Annotated in this window: 16 protein-coding genes; 6 read left to right on the top strand and 10 right to left on the bottom strand. The window is 71.8% G+C overall.

The features are described from left to right. Positions 1–296: 296 nt before the first annotated feature. From ACIA5C_RS41705 to ACIA5C_RS41690, 4 genes are all read right to left on the bottom strand, one after another. On the bottom strand, positions 297–836 hold the full coding sequence (locus ACIA5C_RS41705; RefSeq protein ID WP_396065480.1) for a DUF6218 family protein: 540 nt from the start codon (positions 834–836) through the stop codon (positions 297–299). A gap of 54 nt (positions 837–890) precedes the next feature. Beyond that, a complete protein-coding gene (locus ACIA5C_RS41700; RefSeq protein WP_396065478.1) occupies positions 891–1,745 on the bottom strand; it encodes a 5'/3'-nucleotidase SurE in 855 nt (284 codons plus the stop codon). After that, on the bottom strand, positions 1,742–1,891 hold the full coding sequence (locus tag ACIA5C_RS41695; protein WP_396065476.1) for a hypothetical protein: 150 nt from the start codon (positions 1,889–1,891) through the stop codon (positions 1,742–1,744). Before ACIA5C_RS41695 ends, ACIA5C_RS41700 begins: the two co-directional genes overlap by 4 nt. Positions 1,892–2,061: 170 nt before the next feature. After that, on the bottom strand, positions 2,062–2,799 hold the full coding sequence (locus ACIA5C_RS41690; protein ID WP_396065474.1) for a DUF899 domain-containing protein: 738 nt from the start codon (positions 2,797–2,799) through the stop codon (positions 2,062–2,064). A 93-nt stretch (positions 2,800–2,892) separates the two neighbouring features. On the opposite strand from ACIA5C_RS41690, the gene ACIA5C_RS41685 reads away from it, so the two are divergent. Continuing rightward, the gene (locus ACIA5C_RS41685) at positions 2,893–3,513 is read left to right on the top strand and encodes a hypothetical protein (RefSeq protein ID WP_396065472.1); all 621 of its coding nucleotides are present in this window, start codon (positions 2,893–2,895) and stop codon (positions 3,511–3,513) included. 77 nt (positions 3,514–3,590) lie between these two features. Here ACIA5C_RS41685 and ACIA5C_RS41680 read toward each other — a convergent pair whose 3' ends face one another. Then, a complete protein-coding gene (locus ACIA5C_RS41680) occupies positions 3,591–3,845 on the bottom strand; it encodes a hypothetical protein (protein ID WP_396065470.1) in 255 nt (84 codons plus the stop codon). Between the two features lie 53 nt (positions 3,846–3,898). Here ACIA5C_RS41680 and ACIA5C_RS41675 point away from each other — a divergent pair, with 53 nt between their 5' ends. Continuing rightward, positions 3,899–4,516 carry a hypothetical protein gene (locus ACIA5C_RS41675; RefSeq protein ID WP_396065468.1) on the top strand — a complete coding sequence of 206 codons (618 nt, stop codon included), beginning with the start codon at positions 3,899–3,901 and terminating at the stop codon, positions 4,514–4,516. A 41-nt stretch (positions 4,517–4,557) separates the two neighbouring features. After that, entirely contained in the window at positions 4,558–5,028 is a 471-nt protein-coding gene (locus ACIA5C_RS41670) for a nuclear transport factor 2 family protein (protein WP_396065466.1), read from the top strand. Here ACIA5C_RS41670 and ACIA5C_RS41665 read toward each other — a convergent pair. Then, positions 5,013–6,134: an arabinogalactan endo-beta-1,4-galactanase gene (locus tag ACIA5C_RS41665; protein ID WP_396065464.1), complete on the bottom strand. Its 1,122-nt coding sequence runs from the start codon at positions 6,132–6,134 to the stop codon at positions 5,013–5,015. The two genes, ACIA5C_RS41670 and ACIA5C_RS41665, sit on opposite strands and share 16 nt — an antisense overlap. 225 nt (positions 6,135–6,359) lie before the next feature. On the opposite strand from ACIA5C_RS41665, the gene ACIA5C_RS41660 reads away from it, so the two are divergent. Further along, positions 6,360–6,920 (top strand): GNAT family N-acetyltransferase, encoded by a 561-nt coding sequence (locus tag ACIA5C_RS41660; protein WP_396065462.1) that lies wholly within the window; start codon positions 6,360–6,362, stop codon positions 6,918–6,920. Here the strand turns inward: ACIA5C_RS41660 and ACIA5C_RS41655 are convergent. Both ACIA5C_RS41655 and ACIA5C_RS41650 read right to left on the bottom strand, forming a co-directional pair. After that, on the bottom strand, positions 6,905–8,665 hold the full coding sequence (locus ACIA5C_RS41655; protein WP_396065460.1) for an ABC transporter ATP-binding protein: 1,761 nt from the start codon (positions 8,663–8,665) through the stop codon (positions 6,905–6,907). The genes ACIA5C_RS41660 and ACIA5C_RS41655 overlap by 16 nt on opposite strands. Beyond that, on the bottom strand, positions 8,662–10,167 hold the full coding sequence (locus tag ACIA5C_RS41650; protein WP_396065458.1) for an ABC transporter transmembrane domain-containing protein: 1,506 nt from the start codon (positions 10,165–10,167) through the stop codon (positions 8,662–8,664). Before ACIA5C_RS41650 ends, ACIA5C_RS41655 begins: the two co-directional genes overlap by 4 nt. 222 nt (positions 10,168–10,389) lie before the next feature. Here ACIA5C_RS41650 and folP point away from each other — a divergent pair, with 222 nt between their 5' ends. Continuing rightward, positions 10,390–11,187, top strand: coding sequence for a dihydropteroate synthase (gene folP / locus ACIA5C_RS41645; protein ID WP_396065605.1), 798 nt, complete (start codon positions 10,390–10,392; stop codon positions 11,185–11,187). Positions 11,188–11,195: 8 nt separating this feature from the next. On the opposite strand, the gene ACIA5C_RS41640 is transcribed toward folP, so the two are convergent. Both ACIA5C_RS41640 and ACIA5C_RS41635 read right to left on the bottom strand, forming a co-directional pair. Continuing rightward, complete coding sequence (locus tag ACIA5C_RS41640) at positions 11,196–11,855, bottom strand: zinc ribbon domain-containing protein (protein ID WP_396065456.1); 660 nt, start codon at positions 11,853–11,855, stop codon at positions 11,196–11,198. Between the two features lie 51 nt (positions 11,856–11,906). Further along, positions 11,907–12,452, bottom strand: a complete 546-nt coding sequence (locus tag ACIA5C_RS41635; RefSeq protein WP_396065454.1) for a TetR/AcrR family transcriptional regulator — start codon at positions 12,450–12,452, stop codon at positions 11,907–11,909. Positions 12,453–12,529: 77 nt separating this feature from the next. Between ACIA5C_RS41635 and ACIA5C_RS41630 the strand changes: the two genes are divergently transcribed. Next, positions 12,530–13,942 carry a DHA2 family efflux MFS transporter permease subunit gene (locus ACIA5C_RS41630; protein WP_396065452.1) on the top strand — a complete coding sequence of 471 codons (1,413 nt, stop codon included), beginning with the start codon at positions 12,530–12,532 and terminating at the stop codon, positions 13,940–13,942. Positions 13,943–13,952: the final 10 nt, after the last annotated feature.

The following is a 13,952-nucleotide window of genomic DNA, read 5'->3' as shown; positions in this document are numbered from 1 at the left end:
GGCGGGCAGCGGCGGCCAGGCCTCGTCCACCGGGGCCGGCCAGGGCGGCGGATCACCCGCCGCCCGCCGATGCAGGGCGAGCAGGTCGGCGGCGGCCCGGGCGTCGTGCAGCGCGGAGTGCGCCCGGTGCGGTGGCAGCCCGGCCGCGGCCCGGCAGGCCGCCAGGCTACGGCCGGCCGCCGGCAGGAAATGCCGGGCCAGGCGCGTCGAGCCGCACCACCGCGACCTCCACGACGCGTTCGTGCCAACTCGTGCGTAACCCGGTCGTCTCCAGGTCGATCACCGCGTACATGCGCCTACCGCCCGTACGCCGCGCGGAGCCCGGCCAGCCAGCGGGGCGGCAGCGGCTGGGCGTCGCCGGACGATCGCAGGTGCACGCGGCGGTAGCGGACCTGCTCGTGGACCACCCAAAGCTCGATGGCGGTGCGCACCGCGCCCGCGACGGCCAGGGCGCTCGCGGCGACCGGGGAGGCCGCCGGGCGGCGCACGGTGAGCAGCGACCGGGCCCGGCCGGGCGGCGGGACCTCGGACGCCCGGTCCAAGTCGGTGATCTTCGCCCTGCGGGTGGCCCGGAAGGCGTCGTGGGCCTCGGCGTAGCGCTGCCGGTGCTCGCGGATCTCGTCCAGAAGGTCGTCGATGAACAGGACCGGGGTATCCGGACCGACCTTCTCGTCGCCGGCCCAGGCGACCGTCGCGCAGCCGCGCAGGCCACGGTACACGTCGGCGAGGCTTGGCAGATCCGGGTCGCCGGCCCGGGGTACGACCCAGGCGCCGATCGCGGTGCCGAAGGCGTCGAGACGCCGGACGGCGGTGGCGTCGGCGTCCTCGGCGAGCACGGCGTGCCCGCGTACGCCCGGGATGGTGGCCGCGGCGACCGTGAGGTCGTCCGGCTAATCCACCTTGGGCTGGGCCGGCTGACGCTGGGCCGGCTGACGCTGGGCCGGCTGACCCTGGGCCGGCTGACGCTGGGCCGGCTGACGCTGGGCCGGCTGACGCTGGGCCGGCTGACGCTGGGCGGGGATGAAGGGCATGGCCACCGCGGCCGGCGGCTGGATGGCGGTCACCGTCGCGAAGCCCTCGCCGAGGAGGTCGACATCGCTGCCGGGCGCGCTGGCCCTGCTCCGCTCGAGGCCCGGCTCGAAGCTGTCCGACGTGGGCGCGGCAATGACCAGCTCGACCTGGCCGAACGGCGCCAGCGTGGCCGTGCGCAGCCCGGCCACCGGCACCCGGCCGGGCACGTTGAGGTTGAGCACCGTGCCCGGAGGCGCCGCCACCACCTCGTCGAACAGGCCGGCCGCGACCTCGGCCGCCGCCCGCCAGGGCAGTTCGCCGTCCGGCGGCTCGGACAGGTCGCCGCCCGGCAGCAGTACGTCGAGTGAGACGGCCAGGCCGCGGAGGCCGCCGTTCGCCGCGGTCAGCACCGCGCCGACCGTGCCCGAGTGCAGGATGCCGAGGCCCACGTTGGCGCCCCGGTTGATGCCGGACAGCACCACGTCGGGCGGCTCACCGAAGGCACCCCGGGCCGCGAGCCCGACGATCGAGGCGGGTGTGGCGTCGACCGCGAGCCCGGCGTCGGTGCGGCGCACGGACGTGTGCTCGAGGCGGAGCGCGGCGCTCATGCCGCTCATCTCCCGCGCCGGTGCGGCCACCACCACGTCGAAGCCGTGCCGGCGGGCGGCGCCGGCCAGCGCGGCCAGCCCGGGAGCGGCGATGCCGTCGTCGTTGGTGATCAGGACCCTGGTCATGCGGCCATCGCCGGCGGGACTCGATCAGCCGGCACCGGCCGGCCGAAGCGACAGCCCGGAACCAGCTCGAAGCGGCCCACGGCCGGCCTCTCGGCGGTCGGCCGGCCCTCGGCCATGCCGGCGACCGCGGTGGCCCGCTCCGGCATCCGCACCTCCGCTGGGTCTCGGCGCCGCCAGCCTACGACAGCCGGGGAGACGACCACGACCTCACCGACCGAGAATTCACCTGACCCAGGAAGATGGGATTGGTCAGGGACCCGCCCGATGCGGTAGGCCGCTGCCTGCCGCGCCTGGTCGGTGAAGCGCAGACCGCCGGTCAGGTGAAGTCGGGGATCGGGCCGCGCGACGTGTCGGCCCGGCCCTTGGGCTCCTCCCACTCCTCCTGCCGCCCGAGGACGGTCATGTCGAGGACCCCGTAGGCGCCGCCCATCTGCTCGGTGCCGCGGGCGAACGTCGAATAGGTGTGGAAGACGTCGTCGCCGTCGCGGAGGAAGCAGCTCATGCCGGGCTGTTCCATCGGCTCGTCGAGCGCCCAGCCCTGACCGGCCGCCCGCAGCTCGTCCGGGCCGCGGTAGTTGAACATCACCGGGGTGACGCCGGCGTCCAGGCTGACCTGGAAGTCGTAGTTGAACTCCGACCCGTAGGACGAGTACAGCGGGATCGTCCACCCGCGCTTGGCCCGATAGGCCTCCAGCTTGGCGAGCGGGGCGCGCGCCACCACCGCGTACGTCGTGGAACGGGCACGCAGGTGCCGCAACAGTCCGTCGGAAAGCTCGTCGACCGCGGCCGTGCAGCTGCCGCAGCCGTCCTCCCAGCCCGGGTCGAACATGAAGTGCTGCACCACCAGCTGGCGCTGCCCGTCGAAGAGGTCGCGCAGCCCGGCCGGGCCGTCCGGGCCGTCGAACCGGTAGTCCTTCTCGATCCGGACCATCGGCAGCAGGCGGCGCCGGGTGTTCAGTGCGTCCTTGGCCCGCACGGCCTCCTTCTCGCTGGTCAGCAGCTCCCTGCGGGCGGCCAGCCAGTCTTCGCGCGAAACGATTTCCGGAAGTGTCATGTGAGTGCAGACCGGCTCCGGGCCGTCAAGTCATCGGTCCCTAAGGGTTTTTCCGGATGGTTTCTCGGTGCGGCCGCCGAAGAGGATCGGCCCATGACCCGACGCTGGCGGCAGCTCACCGTGTGGCTCCACGTGCTGACCTCGGTCGGCTGGATGGCCCAGGCGATGTCCCTGTGCGTGCTGCTCTCGATCGGTTCCGGCGCGGCCACCGCCATGGCTCAGGCCCTCGACGGCCGCCTGGTCGGCCCGATGGCCGACGCCTCGGTCTTCACCGGCGTCATGCTGGGCGCGGCCACGGCGTGGGGCATCTTCCGCAACTGGTGGGTGTTCACCAAGTTCGCGATCTCGATGGTCCAGTTCGTGCTCGCCATCTTCGTGCTGTCCCCCGCCCTCGACGCGGCGACGACATCCGGTCCCGGCCCGGCGCAGATCGTCGGCAGCGGCCTGATGGCGTCCGCGATCGCCTTCCAGGGCTGGCTGTCGATCGCCAAACCGTGGGGCCGCATCGGCCCGCGCCGCCCGCTCCCGGGCACCGCCCCGGCCTGGGTCTTCGCCGCGACCGTACTCGGCGGCCTGGCCGACCTGGCGCTGGCCCTGGTCATCGGTCACCCGATGCCGCTGCTCTCGCTGATCCTGCTGATCGCCGGCCTGAGCCGCCGCCCGCACTGGACACGGGGCCCCGGCCGGCTGCAGGTGAGCCGCGCGGAATCGTAGCGACCGCTGCTGTGCCGGCCGAACGGGCCGGAGCACTCGAGTGTGGAGTGGCCTACGTCGCCGGCGACGACTGGTCGCTACGCTCCGGCGCCCCTGAGCGACGTCCCGTCCAGGATCAGCCGCTCCTCGGTGCCCGGGCCCAGGTGCACCTCGATCTCGTCGCCGTGGCCGGCCCGCACGCGGTGGCGCCCTGGGGGCAGGGCCAGCGACAGGCTCCTGCCGGCGGCCAGGCGTCCCCGCGAGACGTCGTCGACGACGATCTCGTGGGGGCGCAGCCGGGCCGCCCACGAGCCGGCGGGGCGGGTCACGGTCAGCGTCGCGATGACGGTCATCCCGCGATCGTCGCACCCCCGGCCGTTACTCGCAGCCGCTACCATCCGTCCGCATGGCCCTCATCCATCAGGCGACGCTGACCCCGACCAAGCTCGAACTGCTGGAGGCGTGGCTGCCGACCCGCTCCTGGTACCCGGGCGCCGTCGCGGCCGGCCTCGAACGCGTCGGGGCGGCCCGGTTCGACGACCCGGCTGATGCGGTCGGCGTGGAGATCTTTCTGGTCCGGACGCCGGAGGGGCCACTCACCCAGGTGCCGATGACCTACCGCGCCGCACCGCTCGACGGCGCCGGGGAGTGGCTGATCGGCACCACCGAGCACTCGACGCTCGGCGCCCGCTGGGTCTACGACGCCGTCGCCGATCCGGTCTTCGTCGCCACCACGGCCGAGGCCATCCGCACCGGCGGTCACCAGGCGACGGAATATTTTCAGACGCCCGGCGGACCGCTCGTCGCGCGGGAACCCCTGATGACCATGCTCGGCTCCGGCACCCAGGCGAAAGGCAGCGTCGCCGAGATCATCCGCGTCGACGACGGTGACCCGGCGGTCATCCTGACCAACGTGGGCGAGCTCTCGGTGTCCCGCTTTCCGCTGGCCACGCCGCCCGACGCGACGCTCACGCTCACCGGGACCTGGCCGGGCGGCTCGGTCACCCTCGCCGTGCTGAGCTGAGGGCGTACGGTCGGACCGACCCGAACCGTAAGGAGGCCGCCATGCCCGAGTCCCGCCCGCCGTTTCCGCCTTTCGACGAGGCGAGCGCCCGCCAGAAGGTGCAGGCGGCCGAAGATGCCTGGAACACTCGCGACCCGCACCGGGTGAGCCTGGCCTACACGCCCGATTCGGTGTGGCGCAATCGCGACCAGTTCGTCACCGGCCGCGACGAGATCGTCAAGTTCCTCACCGCGAAATGGGAGCGGGAACTCGACTATGTGCTGCGCAAGAGCCTGTGGTCGGTCAGCGGCAATCGCATCGCGGTCCGCTTCCAGTACGAATCGCACGACGCGAGCGGCCAGTGGTTCCGCAGCTACGGCAACGAGCTGTGGGAATTCGACGAGAACGGCCTGATGCGCCGCCGCGAGGCCTCGATCAACGACGTGCCGATCAGCGAGTCGGAGCGGCGCCTGTCCGGCCCCGTTCCGGGCCGGAGGACGACATTCCGCTGCAATGATCACGGCCGCCGATAGGCCCGGATCGACGGAAGGGCCCGGCCGGTGAAATCGAACTGGGTCAGATTGTCGTTCGACGCTTCCGCGCCCGGTTCCCAGCCCACACCGGGAACCCATTCCGGTTCCCAGGCCAGAAAACCAAGTCCGCCCCCGCCGGGTGCTTTCGCCAGCACTTCCCGTACGCCGTGGAAGAAGGCGGCCTGCCCGTCCGGTGTCGCCGGGAAGCGCGCGGCGTCGGGCAGTACCGTGCCCGGCCCGACGATGTTGCCCCGCCCGTCGCCGTCCTCGAACGTCCACGGATAGGCGATCTCCGCCAGCAGCACCGGTTTCCGATAGCGCTCGACCGCATCGTTCGTATTGGCCGCCAGGTCGGCGATCGACCCGTGCCACATCGGATAGTAGGACTGCCCGATGATGTCGAACGGCACGTCGTGGGCGACGATGTGGTCGAAGAACCAGCGGGTGTCGCCCATCAGCCCGCCCTTGTCGATGTGCAGCATGATCCGCGCGTCGCACTCCTCGCGGGCCCCGCCGATCGCCGCCTTGAGCAGCTGGGTGAACGCCTCCCACCGCTGGGTGCCGTCCGGCGGGTAGAGCTGCCCGACCGGCCAGAGGATCCCGTTGGTGATCTCGTTGCCGATCTGCAGGATGTCGACCGGCGTGCCCTGGGCCGCGAAGTCACGCACCAGCCGCCGCGTGTACTGCCGGATCTTCGCCGTGAGGCCGGCCAGATCAACCGGCCAGCCGGCCGGGATCGGCTGCTTGCCCGGGTCGGCCCAGAAGTCGCTGTAGTGCGGGTCGAGGACGATCTTCAGGCCGGCCCGCTTCGCTCGCCGCGCCAGCCCGAGCGCCCTTCTTTCGTCGCTGTAACCGGCCGGCGGGTTGACCCAGACCCGCAGCCGCATCGCGTTCGCGCCCTGCTCGGCGAGGATCCGCTCGGCCGGCTCGACCCGCCCGCCGAGGTCCCGGTACTTCACCCCGGCCTCTTCCAGCTGAGGCAGGAACGACAGGTCGGCGCCGCGCACCGACAGCGCCCGCCGCGCGTGCCGCGGCACCGGAAGAATCGGCCCGGCGGCAAGCGCGAGCCCACCGCCCAGAACCCCACGCCGACTGATCCCGGCCATCGACAACCTCCAACGGAAAGCGCTTGCCTCCAAGCTGTCGCGCCGGCCCGCCGCTGTCAACCTCGGCCCGGTGCGGCAACGCCCGGTCCATGTCGTCGACCGGAACCCAGACGGTTGCCACTGACTCGGCCACTCCCTACCTCGGAAGACTCCCGGGTACCCGGGTTCCGGACCGGAAAACGCGACCTTTGCGCTCCTCGGACGGAGTCGGCAGACTCGGGCCTCATGGGGATCCCGCCCGCGCTCACGTTGTCGCCCTTCACCGAGGACCTGCTGCCGGCCGTGCGTCCCTGGTTCCACCACCCGGAGGTCCGGCGGTGGCTGGGCGGCCCGGAGTGGCCGGAGCGGGAGCTGCGTCTGCTGGGCTCGGGCATCGGGGAAATGTTCCGGGGACGCCGGGTGGTCCGCACCCATTCGTGGGTGGCGTTCGACGCGGCCGGCGACCCGGTGGCCAAGGTCGGTGGGGACGTCTTCGACCGCTGGTGCCGATATGCCGAAACCCCGCACGGGCCGGTCATCGACGCGGTGGAACCCGGCCCGGCCATGGGGCTGGGCTACGTGGTCGACCCGCGACGATGGCGGCAAGGTTTCGGGCTCGCCGCACTGCTCGCTCTGATCAACGCTCCCGCGGTGGCCGACGTCGCCCTGTTCGCCGCCGGCATCGACCCGGGCAACGTCGCCAGCGCACGATGCGCCTCCGCGGCCGGCTTCACCCCCACCTCCGCGACGCCGGACTGGGAAGACACGATCTACTACGTCCGGCGGCGCGGCTACGAACCGTCGTGACCCGGTCGGCCGCTGGTGCCCTCGCGGAGGTTGGCCGAGCGGTCCGGGAGGCTGTGCCAGGTGTGCCAGAGGGCGGCGTAGGCACCGCCGGCCGCGACCAGCTCGTCGTGGGTGCCCAGTTCGATGATGCGGCCGTCGTCCATCACCGCGACCCGGTCGGCGTCGTGGGCGGTCTGCAGGCGGTGGGCGATCGCGATGACCGTCCGGGAGTGGAGCACCGCCGCCAGCGCCCGCTCGGCCGTACGGGCCGTCGTCGGGTCGAGCAGGGCCGTCGCCTCGTCGAGGATCACCGTGTGCGGGTCGGCCAGCATGACCCGGGCCAGGGCGAGTTGCTGGGCCTGGGCGCCGTTCAGCGGGTCGGCGCCCAGGTCACGGTCCAGATCGGAGGCCCAGTCCGCGCCCACCTCGGCCAGCGCGGCCCGAAGAGCGACGTCCTGGTGCGGGCTCATCAGGTTGGCCCGCAGCGAGTCGCGGAAGACGTGGTGTTCCTGGGTCACCAGCACCACCTGTTGACGCAGCCGGTCCGGCGGCAGGTCGGCGACCGGCACCCCGCCCACGGTCACCGAGCCGCGGCGGGGGCGGTCGACCCCGGCGAGCAGACGCCCCAACGTGGACTTCCCGGCCCCGGACAACCCTACGATCGCCAGCCGCTCTCCCGGCCGCACCGACAGCGAGACCCCGCGCAGCACGTCCGACCCGTCGTCATAGGAGTAGTGCACGTCCTGCACCACGATGCGGTCGCCGGAGGGTTCCCCGGGGTCGGGCGCGGCGACGAAAGGCACCACCGCCAGCCCCTCGACCCGGGCGAAGGACGCTCCGCTGCTCTGCAGCTGCTCGACCCAGATCATGATCGAGTCGAGGGGGCCGGCGATCTGGCGCAGGTAGAAGACGGCTGCCACCACCGAGCCCAGCGACAGCAGCCCGCGCAGGTGCAGGATGCCCCCGACGAAGAGCGCGACGACCACCGGTACGCCGTACGCGATCTCGGCGACCGGGAAGAGGACGTTGCGCAGGAAGAGGGTCCACAACCGGGTCTTGCGGCTGTCGGCGACGGCGGTCTCGCCGGAGGCGAGCCGGCGGGCCTGCAGGCCGAGGGCCTCGATGGTGCGGGCACCGCTGACCGTGGCCCCCAACTCCTCGGCGACCACCGAGTTGGCCGCGCCCTCGGCCAGGTAGCCGTCGCGGGCCCGGGCCAGGTACCAGCGCAGGACGAAGTAGATCAGCGAGAGCGTGGCGACCCCGATGCCGCCGGCCAGCGGCGAGACCACGACGACCGCGACGGCCAGGAAGGTCACCTGCAGGACCGCGATGAAGACCGTCGGCACCGCTTCGGCGACCGTCTCGGCGACCGTGCCGATGTCGCCGGTGCCGCGGGCGCCCAGGTCTCCGGCCGGCACCCGTTCGGCGACCGCGGCCGGCAGGGCGAGGGTGCGTTCGACGAAGGTTTCCCGGATGCGCGCGGCCGTCCGTTCGCCGAAGCGGTGCCCGGCCAGCAGGGCGTAGCGGGCCAGCAGGATCTGGGCGGCGGTGCAGGCGAGGATGGCGACGGCGTAGCGGTCGATCGGTGCGTTGCGGTGGCCGATGCCGTCGACGATGCGGCCCAGCAGCCACGGCGCGGCCAGGCCGGCCAGGGTGGCGAGCACGTTGAGCGCGATCACGGTGCCGACGGCGCGGCGGTCGGCGGCGAGCAGCCGGACGGCGGCCCGGCGGACCTGGGCGCGGCCGGCGACGGGGAGTGCGGTCATTGGCGTGAGACCAGTGCTCGGTAGTCGGGCACCTCGGCCAGCAGCGACCGGTGGGTGCCGGTGGCGACCACCCGGCCGTCGCGCAGGAAGTGCACCACGTCGGCCTGGTCGAGCAGGGCCGGCGACGTGGTGACGATCAGGGTGCCGCGGCCTCGGCGGGCCTTGCTGAGCCGTTCCGCGATGGCGGCTTCGGTGTGGGCATCGACCGCCGAGGTCGGCTCGACGGCCAGGAGCATCTCCGGCTCCCGATAGAGAGCGCGCGCCAGCCGTACGCGCTGACGTTGCCCCCCGGAGAGGTTGCGCCCGTCGGCTTCGACCCGCCCGCTGATGTCGTTGGCGACCGCGATGTTGAGCGCCGCCTCGATCCGGTCGGGGTCGACCGTGCCGCGCCCGGCGACCACTTCGGCCAGCGTGCCCGCGAACAGGTGCGCGTCGTCGTCGGCGACCAGGATGCGTTCGCGCACCTCACCTCGCTCGATCTCGTCGAGGCGGATGCCGCCCCAGGTCGCGCCGGTCTCCCCGTACCGTCCGAGACGGTCCACGATCGGCGCCGCACCGGAGCCGGCGAGCACCGTGAGCAGGCCCGGCTCGACCGTGACACCGGAGAACGGGTCGTAGAGCTTGGCCGGGCCGCCGGGCGGCGGGGTGAGCCCGGCGACCGGTTCGGGTTCCACATTGAGCAGTGCCGTGACCCGGCGGGCGGCCACCACCGCCTGGATGATCTGCTGGCCCGAGGAGATGAAGATCTCGACCGGTACGACCAGGATCGCCGCGTAGCCGTAGACCGCCGCGAGTTCGCCGATCGTGATGTCGCCGCGCGCGGCGAGGTGCGCGCCGAGCCACGTGACCAGGGCTAGAAAGAGTGCGGGCAGGCCGGTGGCGAGCGCCTCGATCCAGCTGGCGGCCGACGCCACCCGGTAGCCCTCGGTAACGAGGCCGCGCGAGCCGGCCCGGTAGCGGGCCAGGTGGGCGTCCTTGCCGCCGAGCCCGTTGAGCAGGCGCAGCCCGCCGACGATGTCGAGCAGGCGGGCCGCGAGGCGGCCGGCCTGGTTGCGGTAGCGGGCGCCGGCCCGGTGCAGCGAACCGAGCAGCGGCCCGATCGCCAGGCCGACGACCGGCACGCCGGCCAGCACCGTCACCGCGAGCAGCGGTGAGACGCGCAGCAGCAGAACGGCCACCACGGCGTACCCGACGACGGCGCCGACGCCGGGCCCGGTGACCGTGAGCCCCCGGGCGATGATCCAGACGTCGCCGACGCCGATCGTCACCACCTCGCCGGCGGTGAGCCGGCGCGGAAGCGCCGCGCCGAGGTCGATGGCGTGCCCGAGGACGACGCGGATCGTACGGTAACCCGCGTCCATCCTGATCTGGGTCATCGTGCGGTGCCGGGCCATCCCGAGGAACGCGCCGACCGCCGTCAGCGCGAGCAGGACGGCCGACCAGGCGGCGAGGACGCCGTAGTGGTTTTCGCTCAGTCCGTGATCGATGGCCTGGCCGATCACCGGTGGCGCGAGGACGAGGCTGAGTGTCGATGCGCTGCCCAGAAGACCACCGGCCGCGACGCGGGGCCACTGGCAGCGGGCCAGCCAGAGCAGGTAGCGCACTGGTCCGCGAGTCAAGCAGCCCCCCTAGATCAGCCTGTTACTCTCCCGACCGTGGGCGAAGCAAAGAGTACGCGAGTCATCGCTGGGCGTAAATTCGATCTTACGCGACGTGTTGCCGTGATGGCGATCGTCAATCGAACTCCCGACTCATTCCACGACAAAGGCCGCACATTCGCCCTCGAGCCGGCAATCGAGTCGGTTCGCGCGGCGGCCTCGGCGGGAGCCGATTGGATCGACATCGGAGGGGTCCCGTTCGCACCCGGGCCGGAGGTCAGTGCCGCCGAGGAGATCGACCGTGTGCTGCCTGTGGTGGAGGCGGCTCGCGATCTCGCCGTCGTTTCGGTCGACACGTTCCGGCCCGAAGTGGCCCGGGCGGTGATCGCCGCGGGAGCCGGGGTCATCAACGACACGTCCGGTTTGCGCGATCCCGCAATGGCCGATGCGATCGCCGGAACGGACGCCCAATTGGTGATCGCCCACAGTCTGGCCGCGCCGCGGACTCTGTGGCCCAGCCCGAAATATGACGACGTCGTCGGTCAAGTAACAGCATTTCTTGAAGAGCGGATTTCCACCGCCCAGGACCGCGGCGTACGCCCGGAGCAGATCATCATCGATCCCGGCCACGACCTGAACAAGAACACCTATCACTCGCTCGAGGTGACCCGCCGCCTCGACGAGATCGCCGCCATCGGCTATCCCCTGCTGGTGGCGGTGAGCAACAAGGACTTCATCGGCGAGACCCTCGACGCACCGCAACAGGAACGGCTGGCCGGCACGCTGGCCAGCGTCGTCTATTGCGTGCTGCACGGCGCCCGCATCGTGCGGGTGCACGACGTGCGGGCGACCGTGGACGCGGTCCGGATGACCGAGGCGATCATGGGCTGGCGGGAACCCGCCTTCACCCGCCACAACATCTAGACCGACATCTAGACCGACGAGGTGCCGCAGCCGGTGCAGAACATCTGGCCGGCGTTGACCTTCGTGCCGCACTGGCCGCAGAACTTCGACGCCTCGGGCGCCGCCGCAAGCGGGGTGCCGCAGTGCTGGCAGTATTTGCCGCCGCCGGTGTCGTTGCTGCACGAGGGGCAGCGGGCGGTCACCGGCTGGCCGTAGACCGTGCCCTGTGTCCAGTCGACCTGCTCGATCTTGTCGCGCAGCTGGTCGACCTGGGCGCGGGCCTGCATGCCGGCAATCTCCTGGTCGAGCTTGGGCGCGCAGTTGACGCAGACACCGCGCTCGCCGTTCCAGCACACCTGGCCGCACACCCACTCGCCGCAGCGGTGGCACTGGTCGAAGTGCGGGCGCATCTCCTCGACCGCGGCGGCCAGCGCCTTGTCCCAGGTCTTGCCGCGGTTACCGTCGCGCATCCACTGGGCGTCCCAGCCCAGCTCGGACGCCTTGCGGCCGATGTCGCCGCCGAGCAGGTCGCCGCCCATCTGCAGGAGGCGCCCGCCGAACCCGGTGACCGAATGCTTGAACGACGACGTGTATCCGTTACCGCAACGTTCGCAGTAGAACTCGAACTGGTAACCCTCGCGGGTGGACCGGTCCTGGTAGTTGTCGGTGAAGCCGATCATGCCGCTCATGCCGCCGTGTTTCTCCTCATCCCCCAGCTCAGGGGCCGAACAGTACCCCGCCTACGCACTCTGCTCGCTGCCCAGGGTGGAGATCAAGTCCCGCATCCAGGGCTGCGGTTGGACCGCCTGGGGACCGACCACGCGCATGGCGCCGAGGCAGGTGAGGAGCATGCCGATGCCGAAGAAGTCTCGGGCCTCCTCGGCCGTGCAGCCGGTCAGTTCCCGGACAGTGTCGTAAAGCTGTCCGAAGCCCCGCCGTACCGGTTCCCCGATCGCCGGGTCGGCGCTCGCGGTGAAGCCGTGCAACAGCAGGGTGATCAGTTCGTGGTCGGCGAGCAGAGCACTGTAGGCCTCGCCGAGACCGGGCAGGGAGGGCTCGGCCGCCCGCCAGATCGCGTCGATCTTGTCGCAGGCCCGGCGTACGGCCGCGATGAACAGCTCCTGCTTGGTGTGGAAGATCCGGATCACGTACGGCTGGCTGACCCCGGCCAGCCGGGCCACCTGATCGGTCGTCGTGCCGGCGTATCCGCCCAGGCTGAACGCGGTGACGGCGGCGTCGATGAGCTGTTCCGAGCGCTCGGCGGCGGTGAGGCGGGTCCGGGTCATGGTTGACAGGTTATCAGTCAATAACTACTGTCGCCCTTGTTAGTTATCAGTGGATAACAACTTCCGGGGAGACTCTCATGACCGCCGCCACGCTCGCACCGCCGCCCGCGGTGAAAGCGAAAACCCGCCCGATGGCCCTGATCCTGGTGGCCATCGGCATCCCGACCTTCATGGTCACGCTCGACAACCTGGTCGTCAGCACCGCCCTGCCGGTGATCCGCACCGACCTCGGCGCGTCGCTCCAGAGCCTCCAGTGGTTCGTGAACGCCTACACACTGCCGTTCGCCGCCTTCCTGCTCACCGCCGCGGCGATCGGCGACCGCATCGGCCGACGCCGGATGTTCCTGGCCGGCCTGGTGGTCTTCACGCTCGCCTCGGCCGCGGCCGGCCTGGCCACCGAGTCGTGGCAGCTCACCGCCGCCCGGGCGATCCAGGGCCTGGGCGGCGCCGCGGTCATGCCACTGGCCCTCACCCTGCTCGCCCAGGCGGTGCCGGAGAACCGCCGGACGGCGGCGGTCGGCATCTGGGGCGGCATCAGCGGGCTCGGCGTCGCGGTCGGCCCGGTGGTCGGCGGCGCGGTCGTGACCGGCCTGGACTGGCACTGGATCTTCTTCCTGAACGTGCCGGTCGGCGTCCTCGCGGTCATCATGGTCGCGACCGTGCTCGGCGAGTCCCGCGGCGCCGCGAAACGGCTCGACCCGCTCGGCCTGGTGCTCTCCTCGGCCGGCACGCTGCTGATCATCTGGGGCGTCGTCGACGGCCCGTCCCACGGCTGGGGCTCGGCCCGCATCCTGTCCATGCTGATCGGCGGCGGCGCCCTGGTGCTGGCGTTCCTGGCCTGGCAGCGGCGCAACTCGACGCCGATGCTGCCGCTCACGCTGTTCCGCTCGCGCGGGTTCAGCCTGGTCAACGTCGTTCAGCTGACGTTCTCGGCGGGCACGTTCGGCGCGGTCTTCCTGCTCTCCCAGTTCTTCCAGGTGGTGCAGTCGACGACCCCGCTCCAGTCCGGCCTGCGCACGCTGCCCTGGACCGCCGCGCCGATGATCGTGGCGCCGCTGGCCGGCATCTTCGGCGACCGGATCGGCAGCCGCAACCTGATCGTGGCCGGCCAGGTGCTGCTCACCGGCGCGATCCTGTGGATGGGCCTGACGACGACCGCCGACGTGCCCTACACCCACCTGATCGGCGCGTTCGTGATGGCCGGCGTCGGTATGGGTCTCACCTTCTCCCCGATCAGCACGCTGGCCCTCAACAGCGTCAACGCCGAGGAGCGGGGCGTCGCGTCGGGCACCAACAACACGATCCGCGAACTCGGGGTGGCGGCCGGCGTGGCCGCGCTCGCGTCGATCTTCTCCTCGTACGGCAGCTTCGCCAGTCACCAGTCGTTCGTCGACGGACTCCGTCCGGCCGTCCTGGTCGGCGCGGCCATCGTAGGGGCCGGCGCGATCGTCGCAGTATTTCTTCCTGGTCGCCGATCTTTGCAGCGATAAGTTCAACTAT

Source organism: Actinoplanes sp. NPDC051343 (genome assembly GCF_044455125.1).
Taxonomy (GTDB): Bacteria; Actinomycetota; Actinomycetes; order Mycobacteriales; family Micromonosporaceae; genus Actinoplanes.
The sequence above is the reverse complement of the archived record's forward strand: the minus strand, read 5'-3'. Positions and strand labels throughout refer to the sequence as shown.

Coding starts and splice junctions, on each gene's coding strand:
- ACIA5C_RS41630 (WP_396065452.1), top strand. CDS start 12,530: ATGACCGCCGCCACGCTCGCACCGCCGCCCGCGGTGAAAGCGAAAACC.
- ACIA5C_RS41680 (WP_396065470.1), bottom strand. CDS start 3,845: ATGACCGTCATCGCGACGCTGACCGTGACCCGCCCCGCCGGCTCGTGG.
- ACIA5C_RS41665 (WP_396065464.1), bottom strand. CDS start 6,134: ATGGCCGGGATCAGTCGGCGTGGGGTTCTGGGCGGTGGGCTCGCGCTT.
- ACIA5C_RS41700 (WP_396065478.1), bottom strand. CDS start 1,745: ATGACCAGGGTCCTGATCACCAACGACGACGGCATCGCCGCTCCCGGG.
- folP (WP_396065605.1), top strand. CDS start 10,390: ATGGCGATCGTCAATCGAACTCCCGACTCATTCCACGACAAAGGCCGC.
- ACIA5C_RS41640 (WP_396065456.1), bottom strand. CDS start 11,855: ATGAGCGGCATGATCGGCTTCACCGACAACTACCAGGACCGGTCCACC.
- ACIA5C_RS41635 (WP_396065454.1), bottom strand. CDS start 12,452: ATGACCCGGACCCGCCTCACCGCCGCCGAGCGCTCGGAACAGCTCATC.
- ACIA5C_RS41655 (WP_396065460.1), bottom strand. CDS start 8,665: ATGACCGCACTCCCCGTCGCCGGCCGCGCCCAGGTCCGCCGGGCCGCC.
- ACIA5C_RS41670 (WP_396065466.1), top strand. CDS start 4,558: ATGCCCGAGTCCCGCCCGCCGTTTCCGCCTTTCGACGAGGCGAGCGCC.
- ACIA5C_RS41675 (WP_396065468.1), top strand. CDS start 3,899: ATGGCCCTCATCCATCAGGCGACGCTGACCCCGACCAAGCTCGAACTG.
- ACIA5C_RS41660 (WP_396065462.1), top strand. CDS start 6,360: ATGGGGATCCCGCCCGCGCTCACGTTGTCGCCCTTCACCGAGGACCTG.
- ACIA5C_RS41690 (WP_396065474.1), bottom strand. CDS start 2,799: ATGACACTTCCGGAAATCGTTTCGCGCGAAGACTGGCTGGCCGCCCGC.
- ACIA5C_RS41685 (WP_396065472.1), top strand. CDS start 2,893: ATGACCCGACGCTGGCGGCAGCTCACCGTGTGGCTCCACGTGCTGACC.
- ACIA5C_RS41695 (WP_396065476.1), bottom strand. CDS start 1,891: ATGCCGGAGCGGGCCACCGCGGTCGCCGGCATGGCCGAGGGCCGGCCG.